Raw genomic sequence first — 19742 nt, 5'->3', positions numbered from 1 at the left:
TTTATGTTATCAAAATTTGTTAAAAGAATAAGCTGCGTTACTCTAACCACATCTTTATGTTTTATGGTAAGTACAAATACTGTCTTTGCAGGTACAAATAATCAGAAAAAATCGCCAAAGAAACAAACAGAGAAAATGATTAATAAACAGGCACAAAAAATAGTAAACAAAATGTCAGTTGAAGAAAAAGTAGGGCAGATGTTAATGCCTGATTTTAGAACCTGGAATGGAAAGAATTTGACCGAGATGAATGATGAAGTTGCAAATGTAATTAAAACCTACCATTTAGGGGGTGTCATACTTTTCGCGGAAAATATACAGGGAACGGAGCAGGCAGTAAGATTAACAGATGGTCTTCAGAAAGCATCTAAAAAGATCCCATTACTTATAACTACAGATCAGGAAGGTGGAATTGTTACAAGAATTAACGGAGGAACATGTATGCCTGGAAATATGGCATTAGGGGCAGCAAATGATGTCGACCTGACATATAAAGTGGCTAAAGCAATGGCTGAGGAAGTGAAATCTCTTGGAATAAATGTGGATTTTGCTCCTGATATGGATGTAAACTTAAATCCAGATAATCCAGTAATAGGTGTACGCTCATTTGGAGGAGATCCAGATTTAGTATCTAATATGGGGATTTCCTTTATGAAAGGTGTACAAGCTGCGGGAGTAATACCAACAGTTAAACATTTCCCGGGGCATGGGGATGTTTCGATGGATACACATGTAGGATTACCAGTAGTTCCATATGATATGGAAAGACTAAATGCAGTAGAATTGAAACCATTTAAAGCAGCTATTAGTGCAGGGGTAGATGTTATTATGACAGCGCACATACAATTTCCAGCGGTAGATAATACAACTATAACTTCAAAGAAAGATGGTTCTCAGATAATATTGCCAGCTACATTATCTAAAAAGGTATTGACTGGATTATTACGTGAAAAGATGGGATACAAAGGGATAATAGTAACTGATGCACTCAATATGGGGGCTATAGCTGAAAACTTTGGACAAAATGATGCAGTTATAAGGGCTATAAATGCAGGTGTAGATATACCATTAATGCCTGCAACAATACATCAGACAAGTGATTTAGCAAATTTCGATAGTATGTTTAAAGCAGTAGTAAGTGCAGTAAATGATAAAACAATAGCTATGAGCAGAATAAATGATTCGGCTAAGAGAGTAATAGCATTAAAGATAGAAAAAGGAATCTATAACGATTGTGGAAGCGCAGATACAACTTCACTAGACCAGAAAATTATAAAAGCTGTAGCTACAGTAGGAAGTGCTTTGCACAAAGATATAGAAAAAGAAGCGGCAAATAGAGCGGTCACATTAGTGAAAAATGATGATAATGTATTACCGTTTAAATTAGAAGATTCAAAGAAAGTATTATGTATAGGACCTTGGGATACAAGGCTTGCAGCTATGACCCAAGAAGCAAATAGTATTGCTATGGCAAAAGGGCTTAAAAATGTTCAGGTAGAGGGAGTAACTTATGCAAATAGCTTTATTGTAGATGATATTACTAAAGCAAAAATAGACAATGCGAATTACGTAGTGCTTGGGACGTATAGTTATGACGCGGCTAGTAGGCAGGCAGGCTCTAATTATGTAAAGTATTCAAATGAAGTAATAAATTATGCACAGAGCAAAGGTAAACTAGTAGCAGTTATGGGGATAAGAAATCCATATGAAATCAATCAGATGACTAATGCTAAAAATTTTATAGCTGTATATGGAGCAGATGGCATACAACCTACAAAGACTTGGCAGAACATACAGGCAGGTATGAGAGTAATATTTGGGGAAGTTAATCCTACGGGTAAACTTCCGGTAGCCATTCCAACTTCTGATAATACAGGTATATTACACAATGTTGGTTATGGATTAAGTTATACATCGCAAGTACAATAAAAAATAACATACTTAGTTTTACTAAATAGCCAGCCAATGTGATATTAGATCACATTGACTGGTTTGTTTATTTTTACATATATTTAATGCAATTAGGAAGGTATAATTAACCATTTGTGGAATAATGTAATTAAACCATTAATTAGAATAATAGTGAAATATAAAACGATCATTTGCATTAGAAATAGAGGGGTGTATTATGGAATTTAATAAATCAAAAATGTTAGAAATTGTACGAAAACAATTAGCAATAGATATGAATTGCAATATAGAGGATTTCCTTAAAGATAGCATAGTATTTTGTGAAGCCAAATCAAATGAGGGAAGGAGAATGTTTGATAGACAATCTCCGTTTGTTGAAATTGCTACAATGGGAAAAAGCACAGTTGTTTCAGCAGATAGTGATATTTTAATTAAGCTAAAACCATTATTAAAAACTAAAACAAGAGAAGATATATTTGTTGCCCCGTTTTTATTCGGACACTCTCTTTATTATATTCCTGATTGTGATAGGATAAAAAGGTTATCTTGGCCTGATGGTTTTACTTTTCATATAAAAGAAGGGAAAGAAATATACGAACTATATAAAATTTCAGGTTTTGAAAATGCAATTCAATATGATATCAATCATTCTTGCCCCGATATAATTGTAATATATGCAATGTGTGGTAATGAAATTGTAGCAATGGCAGGAGCATCTACCGATAGTAGTTTAATGTGGCAAATAGGCATTGATGTGTTACCGCTATTTAGAAATAATGGACTTGCCACAAGTTTAGTCAGCAATCTCGCAATAATGATTATGGAACAAGGAATCGTACCATACTATGGGACTGCTTCTTCAAATATTGCATCACAATCCGTAGCATATAGAAGCGGATTTATGCCAACCTGGATGTGTAGTTATAAAAATACTTTTGATGGAAGATCACCTTATGAGCGGAACCTAAAAATCAATTTCAAATGAGAAACTATTTTTATAATTAGTGAGAATAGGTAATGAATTGTTAATGTCTTAATGTATTTTTAATTTAAATATAAAATTTATCTAATAAATAAGAGGAAATATGGAATAAATGTAGAATATTAACAATATACTATTAATATGAGTAAAACATGTAGTTAATTTGAGAATTGACTGATGAAAAAATATCAATAGGGAATTAGTATAATACATTTTAAAATATTGTACGTGATAACCTAGAGTAAAAGGGAGAATGAAAATATGGAATTAAATACAATAGAAAGTGAGATGTTAATCGATATCTATGATGCTGATATGATGCCAGAAATGCCATTTGAAATCGGAAATTATAGATTAATAGAGGAAGATCCAGAAAAGAAGATACAAGAATTTGCTTACCGTTTAAAGAAATTAAAAATGTTAGGCCTTGTAAAATATGAAGAAAGAGATGCTTTTATTAAAGGCGGAAGTCGTAGTGCTAAATATAATAATAATGTAACTACAATATGTGGGGATAAGATACATATAAACTCCAAAGGAATAAAATTAGTAGAGGGTTATAAGTACAGTAATTCAGAGAATACAGAGAAATATATAATAAATGATTAGCTGAGACTATAGGCAAAGTAAGTTAAAATAATATTTAACTTACTTTGCCTATTTTGATATCGTTAGAGAATTAATGAATTTTTTTAGAACTTTGTTAATTATTCATTTCACTAAATAGCACTTTTGAAATATATTTTTAAAGGATTGTAGATATGTAATATAGAATAAGATAAAAATGGATATAAATTCATCTATTGATGTTTAAATAGCATAATTTTATTGAACGATTTCTAAATCTATATAGGAAATAGCGGAATTTGGATGATATAATAGTTCAAAATAATCTGCTTAATATTATGAAAGGAAATGTTGAAATATTAGGAAAATAGATGTATTGGATGTAACTAAAGCATGATTGGAGTGTAACATATGTTGAACGAGTTGATTTCAAAATTAAATAACGGGGGTGCAAATTTTGTTAAGGTAGTCGATATATCAATGCTATCGGCAATAGAAAATCGAGGATATAGTAGTGCTATTTTAATAGGAATAGTTTTGAGTCCAGGCTATATTTTACGTTTGTCTAAAGAAAATATAATAGACTATTCCGAGTATAGCGAAAAGGAAAATGGTGTCGATAAACTTGCGGAATGGCTGGCTAATTTTATAAAAGCAAAAGGATACAAGGCCTTCGCCCGATCTGAAAGAAATGTTGGTTCACATGGACTATATGATAAAACTACGAAAAGCACACCACTTCCACATAAAAAAATTGCGATATTGGCTGGAGTGGGTTGGATTGGAAAAAACAATTTGTTAGTTACTCAGGAATATGGAAGTGCATTGTGTATGTGTAGTGTATTGACAAATGCACCATTACCTAATGGAAATAGGCCAATAATAATGCCTAAATGCGGTGAATGCAATGTTTGTAAGGATATTTGTCCCACGGGTGTTATCCATGGAACTACATGGGAAATAGGTATGAATAGAGATTTAATAGTAGATGTATACCACTGTGATGGTTGTTTAAAATGTTTATCTAATTGTAAATGGACTCAGAAGTATACAAAAGATGTGCAAGAGGAGGCTTATTATGAAATTTGATAGTATTATTTTTGATTTAGATGGTACTCTATGGGATTCAACAACTAGTGTTATAGATTCATGGAATCAAACTATAGGTATCTATAGTGAGGTGAAAAACAAATTAACAGTTGAGGATATGAAAAGTGTTATGGGGTTAGTAATACAAGATGTTGCTTTAAAGTTTTTTCCTTATTTAGAAGAAGAAAATAGGCTTACAATTGTTAATCATTGTTATATAAAGGAATGTGAATATTTAGAAAAACATGGTGCAATTCTGTATGATAAGTTAGAGGAGATTTTAAAGAATTTGGCCGAAAAATATAAACTATTTATTGTTAGTAATTGTCAATGTGGATACATAGAATCATTCTTCGAATCACATAAGTTAAATGAATATTTTGTTGACTATGAGAGCTCTGGTAGAACTGGTTTGACTAAAGGTGAAAATATTAAATTGATAATAAATAGAAACAATTTAGAAAGTCCAATATATGTGGGGGATACTGACGGTGACTTAAAAGGATCAAGATTTGCTGGTATACCTTTTATTTATGCAAGATATGGCTTTGGAGAGGTTAAAGAATATGAATATGTTATTGACAGTTTTGAGGAAATTATGAAACTTATGAAAATACATTAAATAAAAAGGCGGAATTATTTTGAAAAAACGTTTATTAACAATAGCTCTGATAATCAGTTTTATTTTTGGCACATACACTTTAATTAATCAGCATATACAAAGGAAAAAAGCAAATGAGAAATTTATACATTGTATTTATCAACTTACAGGTTGCTTTGGGATTGATTACAGTAAAGTTGATAGGGAAGATAAAATATCATACTATATGGAGGCAGCAGCATATTTACATACAGCTATATCTATATTACCTTTTACGTCATATGCTAACATTGAAAATAAAACTGAGGATTCAACAGCACTATCTAAACTTTACATGTCCATTACAATAAATGATACATCCAAATCTACTAATAGAACAATAGCTTTTACAGAAAATGAAAAAGCTATACAAAAGTGGTTGTATTTTATGAGTATTAATCCTAATGATAAGAAAAATTGGGATTCACTTTCAAAAATTGCACTGGATATAGGATATTAAAAGAGTGATATATAGAGTTATTATTTAATAACAGGATGGTGAATTTTAATGAAAAAAGAATACTCAACTATACCAAAGTCAATGAAATATATGGAAACTTATGGTTTTTAGTGGATGGATTTTGTAACTGCAATACCATCACCACTATTTGTTGTAACTTCCTATAAATCTAATGGAAAGTCTAATGCAACTCCAAAGCATTTCAGATACCGAATTCAATGAGTATCTTAATTATCATTATAGTACTTGCGAAAATGTAAATACATTAGGGTGTAGTTTGCATCGTTTATTTATTGGACAAAAATAAAAGGGTTTTTACAAAGCATATTATGTTTATGACGAAATACTCAAGGGCTCAGATGGACTTTAAGAAGCTATCTAATATTTGTTGAAGAAATTCATCAGCATCTCTTGTTTTTATATTTGATGATCTAATATAAAGTCTAATGTCATCAAATACTTTTTTGTTTTCTTGAGATAAATTTTTAGCTGATTTATTTAATTGTTTTATTAATACACTTGTTTTAATGATTTAGAACATCCCGCAATATCTTATTAACTAATTTAGAAATTTTATCTCAGGAATTACAAAAGGCTAGTAGTTCTTCTTCTCCTATTTTAGTAAGAGAGTAGTATTTTCGTTTTGGTCCCAGAGGAGAGTCACGGCTTAAAACAACCCGCTGAATTTTAAATTATTTATTTTTCAGATAAATAATTTCCAGTATATTGTAAAGCGATTCCAATAATAACGACTATAATTATATTTAATCTAAAAACTAGTATTTTATCTAAAAACATCATGCAAGCAATCATTATAGAAATCCATAGACATGCTATTACCCAAAGTTTAAAAAATTCTTTTATTTTGTTAACTTTTACAGTTTGCTCAAAACAGCTTTTTTTGGTATAAGACATAATAGCAATGATAGCTATACTTATAAGCATAAATTCAAGGATTATTCCTAAATTAAAGTTTAAATAGAGGGTGAATTTAATAAGGAAATTTTTTTTAATAATAGAAAAACTTTGTGTAATGTAATTAATAATTGATAATATTGTTATGAGCATACCGGTATACATAACATATTCGCTACACAGTGATAGGTAATTATAGCTTGATTTATATGTCTTTACTATTTCTTCACAGTAGTCTTTAATATCTGGTGTTCCAAGTACAGTTTCAATACTTACGCCTTGCTGCTCTGCATTTAAGAAGCTGTCTAATATCTGTTGAAGAAATTCTTCAGCATCTCTTACTTTTATATTCGATGTTCGAATATAGACTACAATGTCAGTAAATATACTTTTGTTTTCTAAAGATAAGTTTTCAGATGCTTTATTTAATTGCTTTATTAGTGATTTTGTTTTAACCAATTAGATCATCCCCCAATATCTTATTAACTGATTTAGAAATCTTATCCCAGGAATTACAAAAGACGATTAGTTCTTCTTCTCCTATTTTAGTAAGGGAGTAGTATTTTCGTTTTGGTCCAAGCGGAGAGTCACGGCTAACGGATGATAACAAGTTATTTTTCTCTAACCTAATGAGTAAAGGATATAGAGTGCCTTCAGATAAGTCATCAAAACCATTTGTTTTAATTGAATTATATAATTCATATCCATAGGTTTCTTTTTTAGAAATTATTTTAAGAATACAACCTTCTAATATTCCTTTTAATAATTGAGAAGAATTTGCCATTTTATTCACCTACCTTGTAATGCAACTTAATGACTATATTGTATTGCAAGTATGTTGCTATGTCAAGTATGAAAAATATAATAATTACTGTATCATAAGTCTAGTTAAAGTTTCTTTTTTGTTTGTTAAGTATTGTAAGTATATTTAATATATGGTTGGCATGTTATGATTATATATATTTCAATACGCTATATTATAAATAAATAATAATGGAGGAATTCTATGGAGAAGAAATTTTATTATGGATTAGGAACATTATTTATTACTACAAGTGGAATTTTATACACAATAGAGAGATTTATTGCATATTTTTCATGGGTTGGAGAGATGAATGCACATACAGGAAGTTTCCCCATTAAACCCAGTTTGCCAGGCTTGCTAACAAATGCTTTTATTCCAATGTTTATTATAATAGGAATATACTTATTTGTATCAGGATATAGAAAGAAATAATTTTAAATCTTTGGAGGGAATGAAAATGAAAATTGCAACATCCCATTTAATGAGAAGTATTGATCGTTATTGTATAGATGTTTTAGGGATTCCAGGCATTGTACTAATGGAAAATGCAGCACTAAAGGTGATGAAAAATATACCAGAAAACATTAAAAAATTTGTAATTGTTTGCTCAAGCGGAAATAACGGTGGAGATGGGTTTGCAGTAGCAAGGCATCTTTTAAATAGAGGAGATTATGTCGAGATATTTTGTCTTGGTTCAGAGGGGAATATGAGCGTTGATACCAAGGCAAATCTTAATATTGTAAAAAATATGGGTGTGAAAATAATAAATATAAATTGTAATGAGGACCTTGAAATTCTAAAAGAAAGTTTAATTCACTGCGAAACTACCATAGATGCGACTTTTGGAACAGGATTATCTAGAGATGTTGACGGCATTTATTCTTTAGCAATTACAATTATAAATGAAAATAGTAAGTATATTTTATCAATTGATGTCCCATCAGGATTTAATTGTAATAGTGGAAAAATGATGGGTAATTGTATTAGAAGTGATAAAACAGTTACATTTGAACTTTATAAAAAGGGTTTTCTAGGAGATGACTCAGATTCGTTTACTGGAGAAATTGTTATTGAGAAGATTGGAATACCAAGATTGGTGGTAGATAAATTTCATGAAAATGAATCTATAATGGATTTAGATTTTATTAAAGGGTTAATTAAGAAAAGAAATAAGTATTCACATAAAGGTGATTATGGAAGAACACTTATTTTTGCAGGATCAGTAGGATTTACAGGTGCTGCTTATATTTCAACTCAAGCGGCTGTTCGAAGTGGGGCTGGACTTGTTACATTATGCTGCGATAGCTCAATTCAAAATATACTTAGTGGAAAATTAGTTGAAGCTATGACTGCCTCAACTAATGATGAGAAAAGATTAGATGAATTAATAACTAAGAGTAATTGTATTGCAATTGGTCCAGGGCTAGGGAATAATGATGTTACGTTAAAGTTACTTGACAAAGTTTTATTGGATTCTAAATGTCCTGTTGTAATTGACTCAGATGGTTTAAATGTGCTTGCGGGGAACCTTCAAATGCTTCAAAATAAGAAATGTAAGATAGTTCTTACACCTCATATGGGGGAAATGGCAAGAATATCAGGGTTTTCTATACATGAGATAAATGAAAACAAAATAGATATAGCAAAAGATTTTGCAAAAAAACACAATGTTGTGTTGTTACTTAAAGGATTTAATACAATAATTACTGATGGTGAAACCCTGCAAATTAATCCTACTGGGAGTAGCGCAATGGCATCAGGGGGTATGGGAGATTGCTTAACGGGCATTATAGCTTCTTTCATATCCCAAGGTTATGACATCATGTCAGCAGCCTGCGTTGGTGCGTTTATTCATGGCTATTGTGGGGATAAACTTTCAAAGGAAATGTTTTGTGTAAATGCAAATCATATTTTGGAGGAACTACCCTATGTATTAAAGGAAATTCAAGTGTAAGGTGAATGCAATTTACCCATGAAGAGAGGTAGGGAGAAGAGGGTAAATTTACATTAAGTAACTCCAAAATGTATAATGGTAAGTTAAAATTAACGGCAGGACTTCCAAAACCAACTGATAGGGATATTACTTTTGATATAAAATGGAATGGAAAAAAAGAGTCGATAATATTAAAAAAGTCCAAATAAGAACACTAGATATTCAAAGTAAAAATGAAATGATGTGAAAATATAGTATAGCCTTTTAATAAAGGCTACATTCCTTAAATTATCTTAAAAGGAGTGCAGCCTTATTATATTAAATGTTTTTTTATATTTACATAGTCTAATAAAAATATTTAATCCAAGATTATTTATTCTTGTTTTTATTTTTAACACGCCAAGTCATACCAACTGTCCATATTGATATTAATGCTCCTAGAATTAAAGCTACTAAACTTGCTCTATCTTCCATTATAAACCTCCTCACTCATACTTATTAAGTCATATGATACTTTTAATACTAATGATTCGATTGCAGATATTAATAAAAATAAAAATCACTTCCAATTACAAGTTTAACCTAATAGTACCATAATATAGCATGAATATAAAGGTTAACTACTTTATATATGGAATAAACACTATTAATAGTATAATTAAGTAAAGAGTAGTGAAATTCTTTTAGGAAATTAGTAAAGGCAGCGAATTATATGATAATTATGTGTTATACAGATAAAAAAGGATGTGATTGTTGTGATAAAGATTAGACCAATTCAACAGTCTGATAGGGATTTCTTATGGGATATGTTATTAGAAATGATTTATTTTCCAGAAGGAGAGGAGAAACCTAATAAAGAAGAATTTTTAAATCAACCGAATATTTCTAGATATTTAAATGGTTTTTGCCTTAAAACATCAGACGCTGGTTTTATTGCTGAGGATGAAAAAGATATAGCTTTTTTATGTTATACTAAAATAATTTCTAACAATATGGCTAGTTTATCTTTAAGTTTTATGATTATTTTAAGAGTTGTAATGAGAACTTATATTCAATATAAATATTCTGAAAAAGTGAGCAAGGTAAAAGAAGATTAAATTAAGGGAAGACAGTTGTCTTCCCTTAAAAGCAGTCATGTGATTAAATTCCTACCAATTTAGATTATTTAATATATTCTGCTCCTCTTTCAAGTGCCATTTTATTTGACAAATAGAATTTTTCTTTTCCATGAGTTTTAAGGGAGCTAAGTAAAGTTTCCATTGAAACAATGCCTGTTTTCTTAACTAGAGCGCCCAAAAGTACCATGTTGGCAATGGTTGCGCTTCCAATTTCCTCTGCTATAGTTTTAGCTGGTATTTTATAAATAGTGATATCACTCCTATCTGGAATATCAGTTATCTGATCCGAATCAATAATTAGTAGACCATTAGGCTCAATAAAATCTATGAATTTTTCTAGTGATGGCCTGTTCATAACGACGACTGTGTCTGCTCTTGTTAAAACTGGAGAACCAATTTCTTCATCTGTAATTATGACAGAGCAGTTTGCAGTGCCGCCTCTCATTTCAGGACCGTATGAGGGTAGCCATGAAACGTTCAAATTAGAATCCATACCAGCGTATGCGAGGAATTTTCCCATTGAGAGAATACCCTGTCCACCAAAACCTGCAAATATTATTTCTTGTGATGCCATTTTATTTAGCCTCCTCTGTTGTATTTTTCTTAACACCAAGAGGATAATAAGGTATCATATTATCTCTTAGCCATTTCATTGAATCTTGAGGTGACAATCCCCAATTTGTTGGGCAAATTGATAATATTTCAATCATTGAGAAACCAAAACCTGCAATTTGGTTTTCAAATGCTCTTTTAATTGCTTTTTTAGCTTTTAATAAATTGGGAATTGTATCAATAGAAACTCTTTCAACATAACATGCACCAGTAAGTGTTGATATTAATTCAGATACTCTTATTGGGTAACCTGCCAATTTTACATCTCGTCCATATGGAGTGGTTTCAGTTATTTGACCAGGAAGAGTTGTCGGAGCCATTTGACCTCCAGTCATTCCGTATATGCAGTTGTTAACAAATATCGAAGTTAAGTTCTCTCCTCTAGTTGCCGCATGAACTATCTCAGCCATGCCAATAGCTGCAAGATCACCATCACCTTGATAAGTAAAAACTACTTTATCAGGATTTGTTCTTTTAATGCCAGTGGCTGTTGCTGGTGCTCTTCCATGTGCAGCTTCAAAGACATCACATGCAAAATAGTTATACATAAGAACTGAACATCCAACTGGTGCAACGGCTATTGTTTTATCCAATATTTCTAATTCATCAATAACTTCTGCAATTAACTTATGGATTACTCCGTGTGTGCAGCCAGGACAATAGTGAGTTGGTACATCAAGTAGAGCTTTAGGAGTTTCATATACTATAGCCATTATTTTACGCCTCCTATTACCGTTTTTACTTTATTTAAGATATCATTAGGATGAGGAACTATTCCACCCGACCTTCCGTAGAAGGCTACTGGTTTTCTGCCATTAACAGCAAGTCTAATATCCTCAACCATCTGTCCACAACTCATTTCTACTGACAAATAACCATATTTAGTTTTAGTTATTGTTTTTTCAAATGCTTCAACTGGGAACGGCCATAAAGTTATAGGTCTTATGAGTCCAACTTTTAAACCTTCTTTTAGTGTGCTTTTAACTACATTTTTGCATATTCTTGAAGTCGTTCCGTATGCAACTAATATAAGGTCACAGTTTTCTTCACAATTGATCATTTCGTATCTAACTTCATTTTTTATTATTTGGGCATATTTTAATTGAAGATGAATATTATGTTTCTCTAATTTATCAGAATCTAAAAATAATGAATTTATTATATTATGAGTTTTTCTTCCATTAAGGCCATTTGCTGCCCAGTCCTTTGTAGGAAGCACTCTTTCTGGTCTATCCTCAAATTCAACTGGCTCCATCATTTGACCCAGCATTCCATCACCCATAACCATAACGGGAGTTCTATATATATCAGCTATATCGAAAGCATCTTGAACTAAATTTACCATTTCCTGAATTGATGCCGGTGCGAGAACAGGCATATTATAGTCACCATGACCACCACCACGTGTTGCTTGAAAATAATCCGATTGAGCTGGTTGTATACTTCCGAGCCCGGGACCGCCCCTAACAATATCTACTATAACGCAAGGAAGTTCTGCTGCTGCTATATATGAAATGCCTTCAGACATTAGACTTATTCCTGGACTACTTGATGAGGTCATACATCGAACTCCGCTTCCTGCTGCGCCGTATACCATATTTATTGCCGCAACTTCACTTTCAGCTTGCAAAAAAACTCTGCCTATTTTGGGCATCTGCCGTGACATAAAAGCTGCAACTTCGGTCTGTGGGGTAATTGGGTAACCGAAGAATCCCATACAATTTGCTCTAATGGCTGCTTCTCCAATTGCCTCATTACCCTTCATCAAAACTTTTTTACCCATAATAATTTCCCCCTTTGTTATTTTTCCACTGTAATTACGCAGTCAGGACACATTATTGCACATGAGGCACATCCAATACAGTCTTTCATATTATCAGAAGTTATTGAGGCAGGATGATGTCCTTTGATATTCAATTTATTGGACATGGTAATAATGTTTTTTGGACATACACTAATGCAAAGCTTACACCCTTTACATCTATCTTCCCTAAATGTTACCTTTGGCATTTAAACCCCTCCTTATATAAAACGATTACATTTTAGCGTTTTTTTATTCTCGCCATGGTGGTTTCATATATATATCAATAGAATATACCTGGGCATGTACTTTGTTTTTAATACTTTCTTCCAAGTCTTTTGTACAAACAATGTACTTGTATGGAATTTTAAGCTCAAAAGAAATTTCTGAAACTATTTTATCACCTTTAATTATATCTTCAGTGTTTGACTCATAGGATAAATTGGTGTTCGAGATTAGATAAGTAACAATAAGACCTGATGCCCTTTCGATTGATCTCAGGTATTCTATTGTTTCCTCTTTATTAGAAGTAAATGGTCTGTTATTATTTACAACGAAATACATATCATAAGATTCTTGCTTTAAATATTCATTATATTGCCTAAGAACAAGTGATCCCTGATCATCTCCACCTATATCCATTACAACTTCATAGCTTTTGTCATTAAATACAGCATAAACATTGGATGGTATTACCATCAGCTCAGCATTCATGAGACTTGCACTTGAGGCTATAAGTTTAACCCCTAGCTTCTCTAGTTTATCTTTCATGTGTCTAGAGCAAAAATATGGATTTACTATATCGATATCGACTAAGGCTACTTTTTTTCCTGTTTTAGCAAGATCCATGACATAGTTTAGAGCAATCTCTGTTTTTCCACTTCCGAAATGACCTGTAAAAATGCTAATTCTGCTCATATTAACACCCACTTATAATAAATTTTTTTATTACTAAAAATATTAAATTTATAACTCTATACTACCACAAAAGGTCACCAATAAACCAGGTTGTAAAAGTATTGCGCTTATTAGGCAATTTGTAACAAAATGAATAATTCATTGAAACTAGGCTCAATAAATGATAAAATTAAGGATAAATTCAATTCATCATCTGAAATTATAAGATAATTAATAACAAGACGATTTATAACGTAGCAAAGGAGAAAAAGTAGTATGAAAAAATTTGTTGATCTAAATAGTGATGTAGGAGAAAGTTTTGGAGCTTACAAGATAGGACTTGATGGAGAAGTTCTATCATACGTATCATCAGCTAATATCGCATGCGGATGGCATGCAGGTGACCCTGTTGTTATGAGGGATACTGTGAAGGCGGCTTTTAAAAATGGTGTAGGTATTGGTGCGCATCCTGGATTCTTTGATGTTATGGGTTTTGGAAGAAGAAATATGACAGTATCTCCTGATGAGATGAAGTTATATACTATATATCAGATTGGAGCTTTATACGGATTTGTAAGGGCAGCAGGGGCTAAAATGCAGCATGTAAAGCCTCATGGAGCAATGTATAACATGGCAGCTAAAGATGGCAAACTAGCACGTGCAATAATAGATGGTATATGGGAAGTGGACAGAGATTTAATAGTTCTTGGACTTGCAGGGAGTGAACTTATAAATGCTGCTAAAGAGAAAGGATTAAAAGCTGCAAATGAAGTTTTTGCAGACAGGGCATATAATTCTGATGGAACTCTTGTTGCAAGAAGTCTTCCAGGTTCAATGATCCATGACAAGAATATAGCTATTTCCAGGGTAATAAGAATGGTTACAGAAGGAAAGGTTACAGCAATAAACGGTGAAGATATAAATATTAATGTGGATTCGATATGTGTTCATGGGGACAATCCAGAGGCTGTTGATTTTGTAAAGCTTATTAAAGAAGAGTTATTTAAAGCAAGAGTTGAAATAAAACCACTTAGTCACATTATAAAATAGGAGGAATATAAATTTATGAGTAATAAATCAAATTCGCAAAATCAAGATAGTAACATAGAAAAGAAAAGTAATTGGGGTGTGCTAATTGGAGCATCATTCCTTATGGCTACTTCGGCTATAGGACCGGGTTTTTTAACACAAACTGCAGTGTTTACAGAAACGTTTAAAGCCAATTTAGGTTTTATAATACTGCTTACAGTTATAGTGGATTTTGTAGCACAGCTCAATATATGGAGAGTTATTGGAGTATCAGGACTTAGGGCGCAAGATATTGCAAACAAGACGTTACCTGGTCTTGGTGTATTCCTAGCAATTCTAATATGTATTGGAGGATTTGCATTTAATATAGGAAATATCGGAGGCGCCGCCCTTGGTCTTAATGTATTATTCGGCTTAAACGTTAAACTAGGAGCTATTATTAGTGCTATTATAGCTATTATAATATTTATGTCTAAAGAAGCTGGAAAAGCAATGGACACTTTTGCAAAAGTGCTAGGCGTTCTAATGCTTATTCTTATAGGATATGTGGCATTTAAAACTCAGCCTCCAGTTGGGGAGATGATTGCACGTACATTTGTACCAACTGATTTTTCATTTTTGCCATTTATAACTCTTGTTGGTGGAACAGTAGGTGGATATATAACATTTGCTGGAGGACACAGACTAATTGATGCAAAAATTACAGGAATTAAGCATTTGAAGGATATAAATAGAAGTTCAGTACTTGCAATAACAATAGCGTCACTTATGAGAATACTTCTTTTTGCAGCTGTTCTTGGAGTTGTTGTAAACATTGGCAAACCGCTTGGAACGGTAAATCCTGCAGCTGAAGCTTTTAAACTTGGAGCAGGTAATTTTGGTTATATGTTATTTGGAGTTGTACTTTTTGCAGCAGCGCTAACATCAGTGGTTGGATCAGCTTATACATCGGTATCGTTTTTAAAAACACTAGCACCAGTTTTTGAAAAACACACCTCAAAATTTATTATAGGGTTTATTGTTATATCAACTCTTATATTTTTAACGCTTGGAAAACCTGTAGAGTTACTTGTGGTAGCTGGTTCACTTAATGGATTAATTCTTCCGATTGCACTTGGTATAATACTTATTGCATCTACAAAGAAGAATATTATTGGAGAATATAAACATTCAAAATTGCTTATGTATTCGGGTTATATTGTTGTGATATTAGCAATAATTGCAGGTTACCAGTCTATGGGTGGAATAGTAGCATTATTTAAATAGGAGGTAAAATACAATATGTATGAAGAAGTTAAGTATTTAATCGCCGGAGATAGAGGTCTAGTTGTTGAATTTGGAGATGAAATTGAAGAACAGGTTAATTCAAAAATTAGAAGTCTTACAGTTGTAATAGAGCAGGAAGGTATTATAGGAATAAATGAGACTATTCCAACATACAGGTCACTTATGGTAATTTATGACCCTATGATAATGGAACTGGATGAACTTATAGAAGTTATAAAATCCATTATTTCAAGGATGCATGAATTAAAACTTCCTGGAGCTAAGGTTATAGAGATACCAACACTTTATGGTGGGGAGTATGGCCCTGATATTGAGTACGTTGCAGATCATAATAAAATATCAATAGATGAAGTCATAAAAATTCACACAGATACGCAGTATTTAATTTATATGATTGGGTTTACACCTGGATTTCCGTACCTTGGAGGTATGAGTGATAAAATCGAGGCTCCTAGGCTTCAAAATCCAAGAACTAAAATACCTGTTGGAAGTGTAGGAATTGCAGGAAAACAGACAGGAATATATCCTGTAGAAAGCCCTGGTGGGTGGCAATTAATTGGCAGGACTCCTGTTAAATTGTATGATCCATATAGGAAAGATCCTGTACTTTTAAATGCAGGTGATTATATAAAATTTGTTAAAATAGATGAGAATGAATACAAAAATATTGAGGCTTTAGAGTCAGAAGGAAAATATAAAGTAATTACAAGGAAAATATAAAGTAATTATAAGGGCAAGGAAAGAAGGTAAGTATATGACAATAATGAAAATATTAAAGCCAGGGATGTATACTACCATTCAGGACATTGGCAGGTATAATCATCAAAAATCCGGTATGTCCGTTTCAGGTGCAATGGATCAGTTCTCACTAAGAGTGGCTAATATTCTTGTTGGGAACATTGATAGTGAGGCGTGTTTAGAAACTATGCTTTTCGGACTGAAAATAAAATTTGAAGGTGATGCCCTGATTGCAGTTACAGGCGGCGATCTAATGCCAATGATAAATAATAAGGCTATTGAAATGTGGTGTGGAGTTAAAGTGTTCGATGGCGATGAACTTTCCTTTGGAACTGTAAAAAATGGGTGTAGGAGTTATATAGCAATTGAGCATGGCATTGATGTGCCAGAGGTTATGGGTAGCAGGTCTACCTATGTTAAGGGGAAAGTCGGAGGCTTTGAGGGCAGGATGCTTAAGGCTGGTGACGAAATTAACATTGGAAGTTTAGATGAAAATAATTTTAAAAGTATCAAAAAGCTTCCAATTGAGCTAATACCATCGTACTCCAAAGATAATATTGTACGAGTGGTAATGGGTCCTCAAGATGATTATTTTACCAAAGATGGGATAAACACATTTTTGGATTGTGCATATGAAGTGACAAATGAAGCAGATAGAATGGGATACAGGTTATCAGGAACTAAAATTTCTCACAAACATGGTGCTGACATTATTTCTGATGGAATAACCATGGGTTCGGTGCAGGTCCCAGGAGATGGGGCTCCCATAATTATGATGGCAGATAGGCAAACTACTGGTGGATATACGAAAATTGCTACAATAATAACTCCTGATATAAACATAGTGGGTCAGTTAAAGCCTGGTGACAGTATCAGGTTTAAATTAATAACAATTGAGGAAGCTCATAGAGTATATAGGAAGTATATGAATGACTTTGATTTCATAAGAGATATTTTGGAAGAATTCGAATCCAGCTCAATAAATGGTAAAAGGCTTAAAGTAAGAGTAAATGGCAAGGAATATGAAGTGGTTGTAGAGGAAATTATATAAGGGAAAATGCAACAAAAATCATTATAGATTAGGGAAATATCTTGGAGGGATCATACAGTGAATCCAATTAAAATAACTGAAACAGTACTAAGAGATGGCCAACAATCTTTAATTGCTACCAAACTAACAACAAAAGAGATATTACCAATCCTAGAAAAAATGGATAAGGTCGGGTATTATTCAATGGAGGTATGGGGAGGAGCAACTTTCGATTCATGTCTCCATTTCCTTAATGAAGACCCTTGGGAAAGACTTAGAGAAATTCGCAAGATTGTTAAAAATACTAAACTTCAAATGATCCTTCGAGGTCAGAATCTTCTAGGATATAAGCATTATGCGGATGATGTAGTAGAGGCATTTATTAAGAAGTCTATAGAAAATGGTATAGATATAATAAGGGTATTTGATGCATTAAATGACACAAGAAATATGGAAACCTCAATCAGAGTTATTAAAGAAAGCGGAGCGCACTGTCAGTGTGCTATATGTTATACAACTAGCCCAGTACATACAATAGACTACTATGTTGAATTATCAATAAAACTTGAGGAGTTAGGGGCAGATTCAATTTGTATTAATGATATGGCAAGTATATTAACACCATATTCTGCATATCAATTAGTGGGAAAATTAAAAGCGGCGGTAAAAATACCATTGTGTTTACATGCTCATTGTACTAGTGGAATAGCATCTATGACATATTTAAAGGCTGTTGAAGCAGGAGTAGATATTATAGACACTGCAATTTCTCCCTTTTCAGAGGGTACATCACAACCACCTACAGAGTCGATGGTCCTTACTTTAAAAGAGAGTCCACGTGATCCTAAATTAGATATTAATTTATTAGGTGAAATAGCAGACTATTTTAGACCTATAAAAGAGAAATACAGAGAAAATGGGATACTAAATCCACGGGTTATGAATGTAGAGCCTAGAATTATTACATCTCAGGTTCCTGGAGGGATGTTATCGAACCTTTTATTAGAGCTTAAGGAGCAAGGGGTTGAATCTAGATATAAAGAAGTCCTTACAGAGATACCTAGAGTGCGAGAAGATTTAGGGTTTCCACCACTAATTACCCCTCTTATTCAAATGGTAGGAACTCAAGCAATATTTAATATACTCTCTGGCGTACGATATAAAATAATTCCAAAAGAATTAAAAGATTATGTTAAAGGACTTTATGGAATTCCGCCAACACCTATAAAAGATGAAATAAAGAAAAAAATCATAGGGGACATAAAAATTATAACTCAAAGACCAGCGGACTTACTTGCGCCGGAGATGGACAAATATGAAAATGAAATTGGAGATTTGGCCACTAGTTATGAAGACGTGTTATCTTATGCACTATTTCCACGAAGTTCAAAAAAATTCTTTCAGGATAGGTTAAATGGTAACACAAACAACAACACTAATGATAGTTATAAGGAAATAATAACAAATAGTGATGATAAAGAAATATATGGAATAGATGAAGAAGAGAGGATAGTAGTAGCACTTGTAGCATCTACTATGGCAGCTAGAGATGAACCTAATTCAGAGTTTCGAATATTGAATATTAGAAGAATAAAATGATGAGTGTAATTTACCTAGGAAGGTGTTAATAATATGAAGAAGTATAGGATAACGCTAAATGATAAAGTTTATGAAGTAGATATAGAGGAAGTAACAAAAGCGAGTGGCGAAGAGGGTGCTAATATAACTGAAATAGGTAGTTTGGATAAACCGGATAACACCAAGCATTATTTCGGGAGCAATGAAAATGGAGTATAAAATAGGTAAGGGCATTCAATTTGAACCGACACCTGTCAAGTAGACACGTAAAATAATTAAAAATGTATAAGATGATGCGATCAAATTGTTGGTCGCATTTCTTATGCAGTGTGTTTGTTCTTCTTTGCTTC

At 32.5% G+C, this 19742-nt stretch carries 22 protein-coding genes; 15 read left to right on the top strand and 7 right to left on the bottom strand.

Annotation, left to right across the window (positions count from 1 at the left end; translation table 11 throughout):
* Positions 1 to 3: 3 nt before the first annotated feature.
* The 6 genes from KPL55_RS20125 to KPL55_RS20100 all read left to right on the top strand — a co-directional run bounded on the left by KPL55_RS20125 (position 4) and on the right by KPL55_RS20100 (position 5649).
* Entirely contained in the window at positions 4 to 1929 is a 1926-nt protein-coding gene (locus KPL55_RS20125) for a glycoside hydrolase family 3 protein (RefSeq protein ID WP_216308545.1), read from the top strand.
* Positions 1930 to 2128: 199 nt separating this feature from the next.
* Positions 2129 to 2896 (top strand): GNAT family N-acetyltransferase, encoded by a 768-nt coding sequence (locus KPL55_RS20120; protein WP_216308544.1) that lies wholly within the window; start codon positions 2129 to 2131, stop codon positions 2894 to 2896.
* A 258-nt stretch (positions 2897 to 3154) separates the two neighbouring features.
* Positions 3155 to 3502, top strand: coding sequence for a hypothetical protein (locus tag KPL55_RS20115; protein ID WP_216308543.1), 348 nt, complete (start codon positions 3155 to 3157; stop codon positions 3500 to 3502).
* Positions 3503 to 3871: 369 nt separating this feature from the next.
* Positions 3872 to 4549 carry an epoxyqueuosine reductase gene (locus KPL55_RS20110; RefSeq protein ID WP_216308542.1) on the top strand — a complete coding sequence of 226 codons (678 nt, stop codon included), beginning with the start codon at positions 3872 to 3874 and terminating at the stop codon, positions 4547 to 4549.
* The gene (locus KPL55_RS20105) at positions 4539 to 5171 is read left to right on the top strand and encodes an HAD family hydrolase (protein ID WP_216308541.1); all 633 of its coding nucleotides are present in this window, start codon (positions 4539 to 4541) and stop codon (positions 5169 to 5171) included. Before KPL55_RS20110 ends, KPL55_RS20105 begins: the two co-directional genes overlap by 11 nt.
* 19 nt (positions 5172 to 5190) lie before the next feature.
* The gene (locus KPL55_RS20100) at positions 5191 to 5649 is read left to right on the top strand and encodes a hypothetical protein (RefSeq protein ID WP_216308540.1); all 459 of its coding nucleotides are present in this window, start codon (positions 5191 to 5193) and stop codon (positions 5647 to 5649) included.
* 696 nt (positions 5650 to 6345) lie between these two features.
* Here the strand turns inward: KPL55_RS20100 and KPL55_RS20095 are convergent.
* A complete protein-coding gene (locus KPL55_RS20095) occupies positions 6346 to 7023 on the bottom strand; it encodes a hypothetical protein (RefSeq protein WP_216308539.1) in 678 nt (225 codons plus the stop codon).
* On the bottom strand, positions 7016 to 7348 hold the full coding sequence (locus tag KPL55_RS20090; RefSeq protein WP_216308538.1) for a PadR family transcriptional regulator: 333 nt from the start codon (positions 7346 to 7348) through the stop codon (positions 7016 to 7018). Before KPL55_RS20090 ends, KPL55_RS20095 begins: the two co-directional genes overlap by 8 nt.
* Positions 7349 to 7570: 222 nt before the next feature.
* On the opposite strand from KPL55_RS20090, the gene KPL55_RS20085 reads away from it, so the two are divergent.
* The 3 genes from KPL55_RS20085 to KPL55_RS20075 all read left to right on the top strand — a co-directional run bounded on the left by KPL55_RS20085 (position 7571) and on the right by KPL55_RS20075 (position 10399).
* Positions 7571 to 7801 (top strand): hypothetical protein, encoded by a 231-nt coding sequence (locus KPL55_RS20085; protein ID WP_216308537.1) that lies wholly within the window; start codon positions 7571 to 7573, stop codon positions 7799 to 7801.
* A 25-nt stretch (positions 7802 to 7826) separates the two neighbouring features.
* Complete coding sequence (locus KPL55_RS20080) at positions 7827 to 9323, top strand: NAD(P)H-hydrate dehydratase (protein WP_216308536.1); 1497 nt, start codon at positions 7827 to 7829, stop codon at positions 9321 to 9323.
* A gap of 734 nt (positions 9324 to 10057) precedes the next feature.
* Entirely contained in the window at positions 10058 to 10399 is a 342-nt protein-coding gene (locus KPL55_RS20075) for a hypothetical protein (RefSeq protein WP_216308535.1), read from the top strand.
* Positions 10400 to 10463: 64 nt separating this feature from the next.
* Here the strand turns inward: KPL55_RS20075 and KPL55_RS20070 are convergent, their stop codons facing one another.
* From KPL55_RS20070 to KPL55_RS20050, 5 genes are read right to left on the bottom strand one after another with little or no spacing between them, the layout of a single operon-like run.
* Positions 10464 to 10994 (bottom strand): 2-oxoacid:ferredoxin oxidoreductase subunit gamma family protein, encoded by a 531-nt coding sequence (locus KPL55_RS20070; protein WP_216308534.1) that lies wholly within the window; start codon positions 10992 to 10994, stop codon positions 10464 to 10466.
* Between the two features lies 1 nt (position 10995).
* Complete coding sequence (locus KPL55_RS20065; protein ID WP_216308533.1) at positions 10996 to 11745, bottom strand: thiamine pyrophosphate-dependent enzyme; 750 nt, start codon at positions 11743 to 11745, stop codon at positions 10996 to 10998.
* Complete coding sequence (locus KPL55_RS20060; protein ID WP_216308532.1) at positions 11745 to 12815, bottom strand: 3-methyl-2-oxobutanoate dehydrogenase subunit VorB; 1071 nt, start codon at positions 12813 to 12815, stop codon at positions 11745 to 11747. The genes KPL55_RS20065 and KPL55_RS20060 overlap by 1 nt, the downstream gene beginning before the upstream one ends.
* Positions 12816 to 12832: 17 nt before the next feature.
* Entirely contained in the window at positions 12833 to 13042 is a 210-nt protein-coding gene (locus tag KPL55_RS20055) for a 4Fe-4S binding protein (protein WP_216308531.1), read from the bottom strand.
* A gap of 43 nt (positions 13043 to 13085) precedes the next feature.
* Positions 13086 to 13751 carry a nucleotide-binding protein gene (locus KPL55_RS20050; RefSeq protein ID WP_216308530.1) on the bottom strand — a complete coding sequence of 222 codons (666 nt, stop codon included), beginning with the start codon at positions 13749 to 13751 and terminating at the stop codon, positions 13086 to 13088.
* A 255-nt stretch (positions 13752 to 14006) separates the two neighbouring features.
* Here KPL55_RS20050 and KPL55_RS20045 point away from each other — a divergent pair, with 255 nt between their 5' ends.
* From KPL55_RS20045 to KPL55_RS20020, 6 genes are read left to right on the top strand one after another with little or no spacing between them, the layout of a single operon-like run.
* Positions 14007 to 14780 carry a LamB/YcsF family protein gene (locus tag KPL55_RS20045; protein WP_216308529.1) on the top strand — a complete coding sequence of 258 codons (774 nt, stop codon included), beginning with the start codon at positions 14007 to 14009 and terminating at the stop codon, positions 14778 to 14780.
* Between the two features lie 15 nt (positions 14781 to 14795).
* A complete protein-coding gene (locus tag KPL55_RS20040; RefSeq protein WP_216308528.1) occupies positions 14796 to 16025 on the top strand; it encodes an NRAMP family divalent metal transporter in 1230 nt (409 codons plus the stop codon).
* 15 nt (positions 16026 to 16040) lie between these two features.
* Entirely contained in the window at positions 16041 to 16766 is a 726-nt protein-coding gene (gene pxpB, locus KPL55_RS20035; RefSeq protein ID WP_216308527.1) for a 5-oxoprolinase subunit PxpB, read from the top strand.
* Positions 16767 to 16800: 34 nt separating this feature from the next.
* Positions 16801 to 17835, top strand: coding sequence for a 5-oxoprolinase subunit C family protein (locus tag KPL55_RS20030; protein ID WP_216308526.1), 1035 nt, complete (start codon positions 16801 to 16803; stop codon positions 17833 to 17835).
* Positions 17836 to 17892: 57 nt separating this feature from the next.
* A complete protein-coding gene (locus KPL55_RS20025) occupies positions 17893 to 19413 on the top strand; it encodes an oxaloacetate decarboxylase subunit alpha (protein WP_216308525.1) in 1521 nt (506 codons plus the stop codon).
* 33 nt (positions 19414 to 19446) lie between these two features.
* Positions 19447 to 19611, top strand: coding sequence for a hypothetical protein (locus KPL55_RS20020; protein ID WP_216308524.1), 165 nt, complete (start codon positions 19447 to 19449; stop codon positions 19609 to 19611).
* Positions 19612 to 19742: the final 131 nt, after the last annotated feature.

The sequence above is a fragment of the Clostridium lacusfryxellense genome, assembly GCF_018861735.1.
Classification (GTDB): Bacteria; Bacillota; Clostridia; order Clostridiales; family Clostridiaceae; genus Clostridium_AD; species Clostridium_AD lacusfryxellense.
Note: the sequence above shows the minus strand (reverse complement) of the source record. Positions and strands in the feature narration are given on the sequence as shown.

What these genes read in the sequence shown, in the direction of transcription:
- KPL55_RS20030 (WP_216308526.1), top strand. Translation starts at nt 16,801, where the DNA reads ATGACAATAATGAAAATATTAAAGCCAGGGATGTATACTACCATTCAG.
- KPL55_RS20065 (WP_216308533.1), bottom strand. Translation starts at nt 11,745, where the DNA reads ATGGCTATAGTATATGAAACTCCTAAAGCTCTACTTGATGTACCAACT.
- pxpB (WP_216308527.1), top strand. Translation starts at nt 16,041, where the DNA reads ATGTATGAAGAAGTTAAGTATTTAATCGCCGGAGATAGAGGTCTAGTT.
- KPL55_RS20085 (WP_216308537.1), top strand. Translation starts at nt 7,571, where the DNA reads ATGGAGAAGAAATTTTATTATGGATTAGGAACATTATTTATTACTACA.
- KPL55_RS20115 (WP_216308543.1), top strand. Translation starts at nt 3,155, where the DNA reads ATGGAATTAAATACAATAGAAAGTGAGATGTTAATCGATATCTATGAT.
- KPL55_RS20045 (WP_216308529.1), top strand. Translation starts at nt 14,007, where the DNA reads ATGAAAAAATTTGTTGATCTAAATAGTGATGTAGGAGAAAGTTTTGGA.
- KPL55_RS20020 (WP_216308524.1), top strand. Translation starts at nt 19,447, where the DNA reads ATGAAGAAGTATAGGATAACGCTAAATGATAAAGTTTATGAAGTAGAT.
- KPL55_RS20050 (WP_216308530.1), bottom strand. Translation starts at nt 13,751, where the DNA reads ATGAGCAGAATTAGCATTTTTACAGGTCATTTCGGAAGTGGAAAAACA.
- KPL55_RS20070 (WP_216308534.1), bottom strand. Translation starts at nt 10,994, where the DNA reads ATGGCATCACAAGAAATAATATTTGCAGGTTTTGGTGGACAGGGTATT.
- KPL55_RS20040 (WP_216308528.1), top strand. Translation starts at nt 14,796, where the DNA reads ATGAGTAATAAATCAAATTCGCAAAATCAAGATAGTAACATAGAAAAG.
- KPL55_RS20110 (WP_216308542.1), top strand. Translation starts at nt 3,872, where the DNA reads ATGTTGAACGAGTTGATTTCAAAATTAAATAACGGGGGTGCAAATTTT.
- KPL55_RS20080 (WP_216308536.1), top strand. Translation starts at nt 7,827, where the DNA reads ATGAAAATTGCAACATCCCATTTAATGAGAAGTATTGATCGTTATTGT.
- KPL55_RS20055 (WP_216308531.1), bottom strand. Translation starts at nt 13,042, where the DNA reads ATGCCAAAGGTAACATTTAGGGAAGATAGATGTAAAGGGTGTAAGCTT.
- KPL55_RS20060 (WP_216308532.1), bottom strand. Translation starts at nt 12,815, where the DNA reads ATGGGTAAAAAAGTTTTGATGAAGGGTAATGAGGCAATTGGAGAAGCA.
- KPL55_RS20090 (WP_216308538.1), bottom strand. Translation starts at nt 7,348, where the DNA reads ATGGCAAATTCTTCTCAATTATTAAAAGGAATATTAGAAGGTTGTATT.
- KPL55_RS20120 (WP_216308544.1), top strand. Translation starts at nt 2,129, where the DNA reads ATGGAATTTAATAAATCAAAAATGTTAGAAATTGTACGAAAACAATTA.
- KPL55_RS20125 (WP_216308545.1), top strand. Translation starts at nt 4, where the DNA reads ATGTTATCAAAATTTGTTAAAAGAATAAGCTGCGTTACTCTAACCACA.
- KPL55_RS20105 (WP_216308541.1), top strand. Translation starts at nt 4,539, where the DNA reads ATGAAATTTGATAGTATTATTTTTGATTTAGATGGTACTCTATGGGAT.